9 protein-coding genes are annotated in these 13532 nt (G+C 46.4%); all 9 read right to left on the bottom strand.

What is annotated here, in order from left to right; genetic code table 11:
* On the bottom strand, window positions 1-1647 hold the full coding sequence (locus tag NST40_RS07175) for an extracellular solute-binding protein (RefSeq protein ID WP_076219658.1): 1647 nt from the start codon (window positions 1645-1647) through the stop codon (window positions 1-3).
* A 33-nt stretch (window positions 1648-1680) separates the two neighbouring features.
* Entirely contained in the window at window positions 1681-2571 is an 891-nt protein-coding gene (locus NST40_RS07170; protein WP_076125288.1) for a carbohydrate ABC transporter permease, read from the bottom strand.
* A gap of 59 nt (window positions 2572-2630) precedes the next feature.
* Window positions 2631-3557, bottom strand: coding sequence for an ABC transporter permease subunit (locus tag NST40_RS07165; protein ID WP_076185343.1), 927 nt, complete (start codon window positions 3555-3557; stop codon window positions 2631-2633).
* Between the two features lie 24 nt (window positions 3558-3581).
* Window positions 3582-4880: a 6-phospho-beta-glucosidase gene (locus NST40_RS07160; protein WP_076307094.1), complete on the bottom strand. Its 1299-nt coding sequence runs from the start codon at window positions 4878-4880 to the stop codon at window positions 3582-3584.
* Between the two features lie 43 nt (window positions 4881-4923).
* Window positions 4924-5904 carry a BadF/BadG/BcrA/BcrD ATPase family protein gene (locus NST40_RS07155; protein WP_076125294.1) on the bottom strand — a complete coding sequence of 327 codons (981 nt, stop codon included), beginning with the start codon at window positions 5902-5904 and terminating at the stop codon, window positions 4924-4926.
* Window positions 5905-5925: 21 nt separating this feature from the next.
* Window positions 5926-6927: a LacI family DNA-binding transcriptional regulator gene (locus NST40_RS07150; protein ID WP_076125296.1), complete on the bottom strand. Its 1002-nt coding sequence runs from the start codon at window positions 6925-6927 to the stop codon at window positions 5926-5928.
* Window positions 6928-7224: 297 nt separating this feature from the next.
* Window positions 7225-11028, bottom strand: coding sequence for a GH32 C-terminal domain-containing protein (locus NST40_RS07145; protein ID WP_342410546.1), 3804 nt, complete (start codon window positions 11026-11028; stop codon window positions 7225-7227).
* A 100-nt stretch (window positions 11029-11128) separates the two neighbouring features.
* Complete coding sequence (locus NST40_RS07140) at window positions 11129-12016, bottom strand: ROK family protein (RefSeq protein WP_076276581.1); 888 nt, start codon at window positions 12014-12016, stop codon at window positions 11129-11131.
* A gap of 21 nt (window positions 12017-12037) precedes the next feature.
* The gene (locus tag NST40_RS07135) at window positions 12038-13519 is read right to left on the bottom strand and encodes a glycoside hydrolase family 32 protein (RefSeq protein WP_076276582.1); all 1482 of its coding nucleotides are present in this window, start codon (window positions 13517-13519) and stop codon (window positions 12038-12040) included.
* Between the last annotated feature and the right edge of the window lie 13 nt (window positions 13520-13532).

The following is a 13532-nucleotide window of genomic DNA, read 5'->3' as shown; positions in this document are numbered from 1 at the left end:
TTATTTCGTCGCGTTGATTTTCTTAACATTTTCCTGCCATTTTTCGGTTCTGAATTCAAGCAGCTTAGCAAGCCCCGCTTTTTCGGTGTTCTTTTTAGCTGTCTTTAGCGCCGATAACACCGCTTCATCCGACTTCGCCTGAACCATCTGGGCGTAAGCAAGGGTATAAATATCCCCGATATTCTGTGCGATGATGCCGATCTCCGTATCCGGAATCGGATCGGTATTTACAAACTCTGTGATATCCAACGCGGTTTTCCAGGTCACCGTGGACTGCGCCACGGTCTCCCAGGATTTCTGGTTCGCGGAAAGCAGCGCCTCGAGGCTCATTTTCGCCGTATCAATAAAGGTCGTATTTCCCGCCCAGTTAAAGTCCTCGAATTTCCGCATCGTTTCCGTACGCTCGTTAGCAGGAGTCGTCTTGTATTTCTCATTCGGGATTGGAGCTCCGTCCGCATCCTCTTCATCCCAGTACAAGCCTTTAGGACCGAAGAAAAGCACCTTCTGCCCCTCCGGACCCGTAATCCAGTCAAAATAAGCGAAGATGGCCTCCGGATCCTTGGCCTTTTTCGTAATGACATTAACGTTCCAACCCAGCGTCTCAAAGCCGCTTACAAACACTCGTGTTTTGTCTAGTCCGGATTTATGAATCGGCCATATAATCTCATAACCGCTGTCCGGATTATTCGCTGTCAGTGCCCGGTGTCCCTCGGCTCCATACGTAGTGATATTGGATTCGACCATGACTGCTACCCGGTTGGTATTGACCTTTTCTTTGACCGCATCCTGGGTTTGCTGCAGTGCATCCTGCGTAATCAGCCGTTCACGATACAGCTTATTAATATATAGCACCATCTCTTCGTAAGCAGGATCATCCAAGATAGATGACAGCTTGTCGCCATCCGGATATCCCATGAGTGAAATAAACTTACTGGTGGAGTTCTCCTTAAAACCACCATACATAATTTCCAGACCTGCCCCCTTCTCCCCAACCTCCAGAGGTACTACATCCGGATACTTTTCTTGCACCTTAAGCAAATATTGATACAAATCATCAAAGGTCTCCAGCGCCGGTCTGCCGAGTTCGTTATAAATATCTTTATTCACCATCCATCCGCCGTTGCCGAATTGCCCGGATGTATACCAGTTCGGGATTTGATAGATTTTCCCGTCTTCTGAACGGAGCAAATTCAGGGTGGATTCCTTCACATATTTCTTGAAGTTCGGATACTTCTCATAGTAATCATCCAGCGCAACGAGTTGTCCTGCCTGCACCAGCCGCTCCACTGAGGATCCCCGGTCAGTAAAAATGACATCCGGTAAATCACCGCCGACGATCATCGTGTTGAGCTTTTCTCCGGCCGCTCCTCCGGATTGTATGGGTTCAACAGTAACCTTACGGTTCTCCTGAATCCATTTTGTCGCCTCATTATCCCCCCAGGGTGATGTCGTAAGCCAGTCATAGTTTCCATAGAAGCTGAAGGTGACGGGCTTGATCCCGCTGCCGTCATCTGTGGCGGCCTCAGTATTCAGATTTTTCTCGCTTGTGTTTGGTGAAGTGTTAGAATTCCCTCCTCCGCTACAGGCAGCGAGAAGAAGCACCAGTGAAGTCAGCAAAAGAGATACCCATTTCATACGATTGCGCATCTTTTCCCTTCTTTCTACATAATATGGAGACTGCTATTCTTTCATCGAACCAATCATTACGCCCTTAACAAAGTACTTTTGGAGAAAAGGATACGTCAGGATAATTGGAATGGTAGCGATCATCATCGTAGCCATAGTCAGTGACTTCGTGGTAATCGTCCGATTCCGGTTCATATGATCCAGCGCGATAGCATTCGATGAGCCAATTTGGGTCATGATGTTGGAGTTCATAATCTGGCGCAGCAGGGTCTGTATAGGGAGCAAGTGATCCTTTGTAATATAGATCGCTCCCGTAAACCAGTCATTCCAATAACCTACTGCGGTGAATAAGGCAATCGTGGCCAGCACCGGGCCGGAGACCGGAATGACGATTCGGAAAAAAATGCCGTAGTTGCTGCTGCCGTCGATTTTGGCAGATTCCTCCAAACCCTCCGGCAGAGCATGGAAGAAGGTGCGGATGACAATCATGTTCCAAACACTGATGATGCCGGGGATAATCAGCACCCAAAAGGTGTCCAGCATACCCAAAGAGCGAACTAGTAAATAACTAGGGATGAGCCCTCCACTGAAGAACATCGTAATCATGAAGAACACCATATATTGTTTTCGAAAAAGCAATGTCTTCTTGGACATTCCGTAGGCTAACAGTGCCGTGAAAAAGACAGACAATGCCGTGCCGCTTAACGTTCTAAGAATGGTGATCAGAAAAGAATTCAGCAGGCGTTGATCCTGAAACACAATATAATAATTTTCCAGGGTAAAAGCTCTCGGTAACAAGGTTACACCGCCGAGCGCCGTATCGCTCCCTAGATTAAAGGAAATGACCAACGCATTCCAAAACGGGTATAGCATGAGTAACGCCAGCAGCGTCAAAAGGATATAAATACTCCGCTGCATGATTTTGTCGCCTAGGCTTAGTCTCATTGTTCACCCCTCCTAAAAGGTTTATGGAGCATCGGAAGCATTCGCTATGAGTAGTAGTACTACCAGAGACTAACATCTGCCCGGCGAGCGATTTTGTTGGCCGTCACTAGCAGAATGACACTGATCACCGCCTTGAATAGCCCTACCGCTGTCGCATAAGAGAATCTGGCATTTAAAATCCCAACACGGTACACATAGGTGTCGATAACATCGGAGTAGGGTCGCAGAATTGGATTGGTTGCCAGCAGCAAAATATCCTCGAAGCCCGCACTGAGCAGACTGCCGATGGCAAGAATCATAAAGATGATGATAATGGGGGTAATGCTGGGGAGTGTAATCAAGTGAATTTGCTTAAACCGGCTTGCTCCATCTATAGAAGCGGCCTCATATAGGGTTGGATCAATACCTGCAATCGCGGCCAGGTAGACAATGCTCCCGAATCCGACCTCTTTCCATACATTTACGCTTACTAGAATCGACCAAAAGTATTTGGGTAACGCCAGGAAGTTAACTGGCTCCCCTACCAAATTGAATCGCTCCAGCAAATAGTTCACCGTTCCGTTATCAACGGATAACAGCGAAAATACAAAACCGGATACAATAACCCAGGACAGGAAATAAGGTAAATAGCTGACGGTCTGGATAATCCGTTTAAAGCCCATATTCCCGATTTCATTCAGCATCAGTGCAAGAAGAATCGGGGCAGGAAAAGAGATAATCAATTTAAGCAAGCTAATCACAAGGGTATTTCGCATCACATTCCAGAACTCCGGCGCCTCGAAGAACATTCTGAAATGCATAAATCCAACCCAGGGGCTCTTCATAATGCCGCCAAAAATATCGTATTGCTGGAATGCCATAACCACGCCATACATCGGAATGTAGCTAAAAATGAATACAAAGATAATTCCCGGCCAAACCATGGACTGCAAATCCAATTGACTGATAAATTTCTTCCATCTACGCGGTTTCTCGGCCGTGTTCATCCGCTTTTCCTCCTCTGGACGATTCTAGTGAAACAACGGCAACAACGATTTGTTCTTCTCCAGCATTTCATCCAGCAGTTGTTCAGCTACGGTGACCGAAGGCACGAGCGGATGATGAACCATAGCCTGTAGGGCTATATCCCGGTCTCCGTGTACAGCCGCCTCGATGGTGAGGCTCTCGTATTGCTTGACCGCGGCCAGCAAGCCTTTGATGGGCTGAGGAATTATACGCAGCGGAATCGGCAGCGGGCCTTGCTTGGTTACCATACAGTTCACCTCAATAGAGGCATCGTCCGGCAAGAAGTCAATCATTCCGTTATTCCTTACATTCAACGTCTGGATATCGCGGGAATCATTATAAATGGAGCGCATCAGCAGCACTGCCGCCTCCGAGTAGTAGGCTCCGCCGCGCTGTTCCAACTGCTTGGGCTTTTCCTTCAGCGCTACGTTCCGGTACAGTTCAAACAGCTCTTCCTCCACCTTCTTCACTACCTCAGCGCGCGATCCAGTCGTTGCTGCTGCTTCCTTCTGTTCCGCAAGCATCGCGTCCGTCATATAGTAATAGCTCAGGTAATAAGAGGGAATCGCTTTCAAAGCATTCAGAAACCGGTAGTCCCAGGAATCAAACGGCACATTGCTCGCCTTGTAACTCTGCGGGTAATCAATGAGCTCCTGCAGCTTGCTTTTACCGTCAATCACGATATCGGATACCCAGTGCAGATGGTTGATGCCGACAAACTCCGCGTAGATTTTCTCCATAGGAAGTCCGAAGAACTCGGAGAGCCACTTTTGAAAACCGATCGGCGAGTTGCACAGGCCTACACTTTTTACCGATGAGTATTTGTGAACAGCTTCAGTCACCATACCGGCCGGATTCGTAAAATTCAGCAACCAGGCATCCGGAGCCAGCTCCTCAATGTCTTTGCAAATATCCAGAATGACCGGGATAGTCCGTAGGCCTTTCATCATCCCTCCGGGACCTGTCGTCTCCTGGCCGATGACATTGTATTGAAGCGGAATTAATTCGTCCCATTTGCGCGCTTCCAGCATGCCTACCCGGATTTGCGTACATACAAAGTCCGCTCCGGCAATGGCTTCCCTGCGCTCAAGCGTCTGGACCACGGTAATCGGCAGTCCGGACTCAGCAATCATGCGTTTGCTCAGTTCTGCAATCGTATGCAGCTTCTCCCTTCCCTCCTCAATATCCACCAGCCATACTTCGCGAATGGGAAGCTCTTGGTGATGCAGGATGATGCCTTCAATAAGCTCAGGCGTATACGATGATCCCGCTCCGATGACAACCAGCTTCAATGTTTCCTCCATGATAGACCCTTCCTTCATCTTTTTCATTTTGGTCTTATAAAAACTAGCCTATTGTGTTCAGTACTTTCCCCTGTGATAGATTATCTAGAACCTTCTGATCTACACGCATACCGCTGCTTTCCATAGCCAGAACGACCGATCCTACAACCGGCTCCCGGGTCAAAATCCTTAAAGTGCCATTCGGAGCCGACAACTTCACTCTTCTCTCAATGGCCCGCCGGATGATGCCTGAGCGGTCTCCCTTTGTCAGCAGGCTGCCTGCAAGTACGATGTCGAAGAAGTCCTCCTCCATGCCCAAGCGATGGATGGCCGATGCCGCGGCCAAACCCAGCTCATCCCCTTGCTTGACCAGCAGCTCGGTGGCAACCTGGTCCCCTTCCTCTGCCGCTTGAAACAATAGTTCAGCAATATGGGGAGGCAGGTCTCTGAAATGATCCAGGTAATCCTCTCTTAGCTCCGAAACATTGGAATAGCCCAACAATTCCGTTAAGCGTTCGGTTAGGACCGTCTCCTTCTCTCTTCCCTCATCCGCCCGAAGGACGCTACGGAATACCTCAATACTTAAATCATAGCCACCGCCATAATCCCCGAACCGGTAGCCGAATCCACCACATTGGTATGTAGCACCCAACGGATTTTTACCACTACAGTTCACGCCTGATCCGCAAATCAGCACGATCCCATAGTTCTTCTCTGTACCTGACCGCAAGGCAATCCAGGTGTCGCAGGAAATCTCAGTTTGGGGAAGATCAAAGCTGCTGATGATCGGTCGCAAAATCCGGAAATCAGCCTCTCTGTCCGCTCCCGCTAAGCCGAACCAGGAGTAATCCAGCTGATCCTTGGTCAGCCCTGACGCCATAATTGCTTCCGATATGGCCTGCTGCAAACTGTTCACCGCCTGCTCACGGTTTATTTGATGATTTCCGATCCCACCCTTGCCAACTCCGATGACCTTCCCTTGTTCATCTGCAATCATTGCGTGGGTTTTACTGCCTCCTGCATCAACTCCCAAAAAATACTTCACGGATGATTTCACTCCTAAAATTCAAGGTAATCTAACAGATGCGGTGGATTCACGAATGAGTAGCTGCGGAGCGAGCTTCGTTACAGCGGGCGGCATCACCTCCCCATTGATCATTTTTAGTAGTAAATCAACGCCTATATTGCCCATTTGTGCCTCAGGTTGTCTGACCGTCGTTAACCGCGGGTAAAATTCACCTACGAACTGCTGATCATCAAATCCAACAATTGAGATATCGTGGGGTACTCGAATTCCCTCTTCCCGGAGAGCCTGAACCATTCCAAGAGCAATAAAATCGTCCCCGGAAAAAAAAGCTGTCGGCAGCTTATCTTCGCGGATCCATCTCTTGGCCACCTCATAGCCGCCGCTTACTGTAAAACTGCAGTATTCCGTTCCGAATGGCGTTAACCCGGCATCCTCGAGCGCTTGGACATAACCGCGCTTACGCTCCGCTACACTTAGAAATACCGAAGGGCCGCCAATATAGGCGATTTGAGTGTGCCCAAGATCGAGCAAGTGCTTTGTAGCCTCATACCCGCCTTGATAGTTATCGACCACGACGCTAGGCACATCCTCATGCTGAAACTGGTTATCCAGCAATACAAACGGAATATTTTTTCTTTTCAGTTCCTCTACATATGCCTTTTCTTCAAGTGGGGACAACAGGATAATTCCATCAACGCGATCCTTCTGAAACAGGAAATTATCGCCTTCATCCTCATTCTCGGCGATCGATAGGGCTAAAAAATACCCTTGCGCCGCCAGCTTCCGGTTCACCACGCGAATAACCCGGTCATAGAAAGAGTCGTTAAAGTTGGTAATCGACATCCCGATGACTCCCGTTTTGCCTCTCACAAGACTCCGCGCTGCTGAATTGGGCTGATAATTTAATTCCTCCATAGCTTTCAGCACTTTCTGTCTATTAGCTTCCCGTACAGAGGGTAAATTGTTAAGCACCCTGGATACGGTCACTACAGAGAGTCCCGACTTTTTGGCTACATCATGAATATTCATCTTAGCTTCCATACCTCCGTCACCCCAAAGTTTAAACGATTAAACTTTTTAGGTAAATAAAAAAACCTTACCTTTCGTGATATTTCTATGTTCTGATTGAAAATTGCACACTGAATGTCAGCTTTGCCTTTATCAAGAACACCAAAATTCTTTGCAAAAGTTTTAAGGTTTTAACTAATTTACATTCTACTTACATTTCCAATATCCGTCAATACATAAAATGCAGCCAAAACAAAAAGCAACTCATCCGCAGACAAGTTGCTTTTTAGACACGCTATTCCCCCTTCCATTGCTTCTATCATCCTCAGGTTAATTGGTAATTACCCATTGTTGTCGATCAAGAGTAGGATCAAGCTCGCTAAGGGACAGTGTCGACCCATCCGCTGATACTTCCATCGCTTTCTTATGATGAGCAGAAATAATACTTACGGTCCCATCATCATTTTTGTAAAAAATCCAACGCTGATTGTTATATCCGAGATAAGGGTATAACTGAATTTTATTTTGCCCTGTGTCTAGATCAAGCGCCTGACCGGCTGTTGTACGAATAGAATAGGAACCTGCATCGTCCCCCGTCGGCACGAATACCCACTTCTGATCCGTAAAATCATTCGCATCCTTCAGTGTAACAGCTTCACCATTTGCGAGATTTGCTGTATAAAGGGATTTCTCTAGTTCTACATTTACTAGACTGGAAGTGGTTAAATCGGCAGGTGTTTCTCCGCTCACGTTAACGTTTTGATATGAAACATTTCCGCCAAATACATGTAGTCCAAAGCGGCCTTCTGCAAATGTGCCGTCCTGCAGGTCGATCACTTTCTGCCCGTCCACATAAACCACGATATGCGGGCCCTTCGCTTCGATTTTCACTTTGTAGGTTTGACCCGGCTGAATGAACGTCGGAACTTTTGCTAGAATCTGACGCTCTTCAAAACGGCCGTCGATTTTATAAAACAGACGGATGGACTTCATATTCGGATCCAGATTTAAGTAGTATCCGCTGCGTCCATCTTCGCTGGCACGGAACAACATAGAGCCTGCTCCTCCGGATTTCCCTAACATCATCTCTGCTTCATAAGTAAAATCTCCTGCCTGCTTCTCTGCGATATAATTCGCGTCACTCCAGTAATTTCCACGAATCCCATTTTCACCAATGACCCAGGAGGCTGCAGATAGATCTTTAGTCCACCCACTTAAGTTCGTATGAAATTCACCCCCAGATACCTTAACTAATAAGCTAGCGGATGTCTTCCCATTTGGAGTAGAGACGGTAATGATAGACTCGCCTTCTTTTTTAGCTACAAGGGTTGCCTGGGATTTATCCACCACGTTTAGTTCAACAACATCCTTGTTACTGGAATTCCATTTAAGCGGCTGTGCCCCATTACCGGTACCATTCTCTACCATCGCCAAAAGTATGTCGCTTTGCCCCTTGCTCAGTTCGCGATCACTTGTATCCATCATTATCTTGGTAGCTGAGCCCGTCTCCTGATTCCATACAGAGCCTAACTGATTCACCTTCAGAGATACGACTTTTACGTTGCCTCCTTTGGTGTAAAAACTCAAAGCTCTGCTGGCTGGATCCGGAAAAATGACGTCAGAGAAAACAACTTTACCGTTGTTGCCAAAAACCTCAATAGAAGACTCATCTACAAGGATACGCAGCTTAACTCGCTTGTTCTCCGTTTGCATTGCCGCTTCATGTCTTGTATTAAATAGACTCGAAAAATCCGTCAAACCAGATGCAGACCGATCCACGAAAATCCGACCCTCACCAGGTTTATATCCAACAACCGTTTTTTGACTTCCCCCTACACGAACGTTAAAGCCAAATTCACTAACCTGACTACCTGCTGGAATTTCTACTTCAGCTTCAATTTCGTATGCACCAGAGGTAACCCCCTTCAATAGATTCTGAGAAGAAGGACTCACCTCTTTGTTAGCAGTAGAATACAGCTGACTACGCAGCGATCCCAACTCCTTGATCGGGCTTTGAGCGAGCTGAATCCCATCTTTTGTCGTTACTAATGAGACTTCTCTTGGGATTGACAGTACGCCTTTCCAATGGCTTGTTGGAAAAGCAAACGGATAGTCCCAGTTTGTCATCCACGCCATCATTACGCTGCGATGATCTGGCATGTTTGAAAAAGACATTGAAGCGTAGAATTCTTTTCCAAAATCTGTTCGCAATACTTTCCCTGCCGGATTATCATTAACGAATTTACCATCCGCTGTTAAATGACCCACAAAATATTCAGCATCTGATCCGCCTGTTTTTGAATTCGCTCCTGTACTAATCATCAGAACCCATTTCTTCTGTGATGTTCCGTCTACCGAAAGCTGAAGCAGATCCGGACATTCCCATACACCGCCGCGAACATAGTCCCCGTATCCCCAACTATCTGTCAGGGTCCAATCAAGTAGATTTGTTGAAGTAAAGAAACGAATATGATCTCCACCGGATACAACCATTACCCACCTGTTATTGTCATTATCACGAATCACTTTCGGATCACGGAAATCCCAGCCTCCCGGCTCCCCTCCATTATCGCCTGGATTCTCGATAACCATTGGACGTGTCTTGGAATATTCCCAAGTACGACCTTGGTCCTTGCTGTATGCAAGACCGATACGCTGATTCCCATTCGGGCCATCGGGATTATAGGAAGTGTAGTAACCAATCAGTCCCTTACCTCCTGAATCCCCGAACAAACCTGATGCATTCGTCAAATCTGCCACAGCTGATCCAGACCAGACATGCCCATGATCATTCCACGGCAGCGCAATCGGAAGCCGCTTCCAGTTCAGCATATCTTTACTGACAGAATGTGCCCAAGTGCCTCCGTCCTGATGGAATAGATGATATTCACCTTCGAAGTAGACAAGTCCGTTCGGATCACTGGCAGAACCACGAATTGGCGTATAGTGGTATTGAGGACGATATTTTTCACTATAATAATTGCTGGCATCCGTCACATAGGTATCCTGGAAGTAAGCTGTTCCCTGTTTAACAACGATTCCTGCATATCCATCGGTATAGGTTTTATCTGTTAGATCGATTGCGGCCGGGGTGTATCCATCTAGAAAGACCTGAATTCTGTTTCCCCTCGCCTTTATCTCTACATGATGTTTTGCTCCGGCCTGACTTGGATAGGTATGCTGTGAACTTGCAATCGTTGTTCCGTTAGCTTTCGTCAGACTTACACGAACCTGATTTCCTTCCTTCGTAAGGGCTGCTTCATATCCCTTTGTTCCATCAGCCGATGAACGAAAGGCGAGCGCTGCAACAGAATCAGGACGAAGAGATAGATTTCCTTCATATACAAAATCAGCAGCTTGTTTATTATAAATTTGCTGTGACTTCATCTGGTTTACTGCCATTCCTTTTTTGCCGTTGATATTAGGCTGCCATTGTCCTTTATTTGTAACCACAGCACCCAAATTTCCTTTCAGGTCACTCACGAAAATATTTTGGAACAAAACAGAACCATTCCATACATTGAGTCCCAGCTTACTAGTACGATACGCATCATCCTGAACCTCAATCAAAGGTTTATATTCGTTGTCCCAATATACTTTCAGTGATGAACCCTCTGCTTTCACCTTGAGATGATAGATCTCTCCTGCCTTAATAGTAACCTTCCGCTCCTCTTTTAATTTCCCTTCACCATCACTTGCGTCTCGTAAGCGGATCATACCTGCATTCGGAACAATTTGGAGCATGTAGGAACCCCAGCCATCTTCATTAGAACGGAACAATAAGGTCGCGTCCGCTTGCATATCCTTGATCATGACATCAGCTTCATAGATAAAATCCTCTGACACCGTTTCGGAGATTGCCATTACATTTTCTTGTGGATCGGAAGTCAGTAAAATCCCTTCCACAGTATCCGCCAACTTACCTTTTCCTTTTATTTGCCAACCTGTCAAGTTTGTGTTTGTTTTGGTTACGCTTTCAAAAATAGAAAGCCCCTCCTTAGCTTGTTTACTTACCTCCTGATCAGCGGGCGCAGCCCAACCCATACCGGGATTGGCTACATATATGCCTGCGGAAGTCATAACAAATCCTGTTGCCATGAGAAAGCGTAAAGCTACTTTTCCCTTATTAACCATCTTCTTCACCCTCTTTTTCTATCATCAATCATTTCTTTTATTGTAAAATAAGAAGGAGACCAATTCATTGCACTGACCTCCTCTCTATATTCTTTTACAATTAAGCAGAAATCTGACTTTCCAGTGCTGTGAGTCCAAGAGCGAGAGCACCACATAATCCCGCCTGTTGGCCTAGTCCTGGTGGAACGATATACTCATCTATGTGTTCCAAAATAGTACTTGAGCTGACATAACCGTTCAGGTTCTGTAGCACGGCCTGCCGAATAAGTGGAAACAATTGTGACTGCTGCATAACACCACCACCCAGAATGATTTTCTGAGGAGAGTTAAGCAATATAGCACCCGTAATCGACTGCGCAATATAAAATGCTTCCATTTCCCATGCAAGGTGATCTATAGGAAGTTCATGTCCCTTCTTCCCCCACCTTGCTTCAATAGCAGGACCTGCCGCCATCCCTTCTAGGCAGTCCCCATGATAGGGACATCCCCCTGGAAATTCATCTTCAGGATGGCGTCTTGTAAGAACATGACCCCCTTCAGGATGCACAAGACCATGTATGAGTTTGCCTTCTGAATACACTCCCACACCAACACCCGTGCCAACTGTATAGTACAAACAGCTGGATAACCCTTGGGCTGCGCCCCATTTGGCTTCACCAAATGCCGCTGCATTGACGTCCGTGTCCCAGCCAAAGGGAACCAAAAAGTGTCTTTTCAAAGTGCCCAGCATATCGTAATTTCCCCAACCTGGTTTTGGTGTTGTTGTAACGTAACCATACGTCGGGCTATCTGGGCGTATATCGATTGGACCAAACGATCCAATTCCGATAGCTTCTACTGGTTTGTCTTGAAAATATTGAATAACTTTGGGCAACGTCAACTCAGGATGTTCTGTCGGGAAACTGATCTGATCTTCAATGATCCCATTTTCATTCCCGATGCCACATATAAACTTCGTTCCGCCAGCTTCAATCGCTCCTATACGCATATACAAGACTCCTCTCGGTGACTAATTCTTGTCTTGCTCAGCAGAGAGAGTAAGCTCATAGATATCCAGGGAAATCAGCAAGTCATTCTCATTTTCTGCAAACACAGCAATACCTTTAGATTCTAGTCCAGGGAATATAAGATCCGTAATCACTGCCTGACCTCCATTACTAAACGCCTCAACGGAAGAGCGATCCACATAAATACGGAGATCATTTGACTCATCAAGCGCTGCGAGTTTGGCTGAATGATGTCCTACGAAATGTTCATGGAAATCATGCTGGCCCGAAGCCTTCCGGTCTACATAAAGTTCCTCTGTCTCACCGTTGATACCGATCACTGTTTGTTCATCCGCACCAACTCTTACCTTGAAACCTACAGATTTACCCCGAGCGAACTCAGCTATAATCTCATAAGATTCCAAGTGAATCTCTTTAAGAAGAGTATTGATTTCTTGCACCGTTGCATTTTTTATAGAAAGGACTTGTACACGAGCTGATTCCAACTCTTGTACCGGCTTCTGCACAAGAAAGGTTCCCCCTTGTCTTGATTCGAGCTGAAGTTCTCTTGCAATTGTCATCGCGCCACGGAATTCTTCTGCTGGCGTCTTGTTAGCATACATCCAGTTGCTCATCCAGCCGATAAATAGTCTTCTTCCATCTTCCGCCGGTATATCGGACCAGCTTACACCTGCATAGTTATCTCTTCCATAATCAAGCCAGCGAACTTTTATCGAATCTTCATCTGGCGTGAACACTTCTCCATCAAAATCCCCTGTAAAATACTGTGTTCTTGATCCTTCCACAAAAGCGGGATCCGCACCGATGCTCACTAGCATCACCCATTTCGTGTTCGAAGGATCGCCATCAATGGCTAGCGGGAACAAGTCCGGGCATTCCCATACCCCGTCATGAGAACCGATTCCTTCTCCGAATTCACTGGCAAAAGTCCAGTTCATCAGATCAGGAGAATGATATAGACACACCGTTTGGCCACAAGCTACAATCATCACCCATTGATTAGTATCTTTATTCCAAAATACTTTTGGGTCACGGAAATCAATGAATGTATCATGTTCAAGTACCGGGTTTCCATCATATTTCGTCCAGGTTCTTCCGTTATCCTTACTATAAGCCAAGCTTTGACGCTGAATGGCTGGCTTGCCTTCCGGCATATCCAAATGGTGTGTAAAAATCGCTACTAGACCTGGTTCATCTTCAAAAAATCCAGTCGTATTATTCCAGTCAACTACGGCACTGCCGGAAAAAATCATACCTAACTCATCTGGAGCAAGAGCGATAGGCAGCTCCTCCCATGTAACCAGATCCTTGCTGACCGCATGGCCCCAGTGCATAGCGCCCATAGTCATTCCACCTGGATGGTGCTGAAAAAACAAATGATATTCATCCTCAAAATAAACCATTCCGTTTGGATCATTCATCCACTTTTCCTTAGGGGAAAAATGATACACTCCGCGGTAATTTTGTTTCGCAATCGTAGACATTATTGTTTTCTCC

The sequence above is a fragment of the Paenibacillus sp. FSL R10-2778 genome (assembly GCF_038593035.1).
GTDB classification, from domain to species: Bacteria; Bacillota; Bacilli; order Paenibacillales; family Paenibacillaceae; genus Paenibacillus_AQ; species Paenibacillus_AQ odorifer.
Note: the sequence above shows the minus strand (reverse complement) of the source record. Positions and strands in the feature narration are given on the sequence as shown.

Coding starts and splice junctions, on each gene's coding strand:
- NST40_RS07175 (WP_076219658.1), bottom strand. CDS start 1,647: ATGCGCAATCGTATGAAATGGGTATCTCTTTTGCTGACTTCACTGGTG.
- NST40_RS07170 (WP_076125288.1), bottom strand. CDS start 2,571: ATGAGACTAAGCCTAGGCGACAAAATCATGCAGCGGAGTATTTATATC.
- NST40_RS07165 (WP_076185343.1), bottom strand. CDS start 3,557: ATGAACACGGCCGAGAAACCGCGTAGATGGAAGAAATTTATCAGTCAA.
- NST40_RS07160 (WP_076307094.1), bottom strand. CDS start 4,880: ATGGAGGAAACATTGAAGCTGGTTGTCATCGGAGCGGGATCATCGTAT.
- NST40_RS07150 (WP_076125296.1), bottom strand. CDS start 6,927: ATGGAAGCTAAGATGAATATTCATGATGTAGCCAAAAAGTCGGGACTC.
- NST40_RS07145 (WP_342410546.1), bottom strand. CDS start 11,028: ATGGTTAATAAGGGAAAAGTAGCTTTACGCTTTCTCATGGCAACAGGA.
- NST40_RS07140 (WP_076276581.1), bottom strand. CDS start 12,016: ATGCGTATAGGAGCGATTGAAGCTGGCGGAACGAAGTTTATATGTGGC.
- NST40_RS07135 (WP_076276582.1), bottom strand. CDS start 13,519: ATGTCTACGATTGCGAAACAAAATTACCGCGGAGTGTATCATTTTTCC.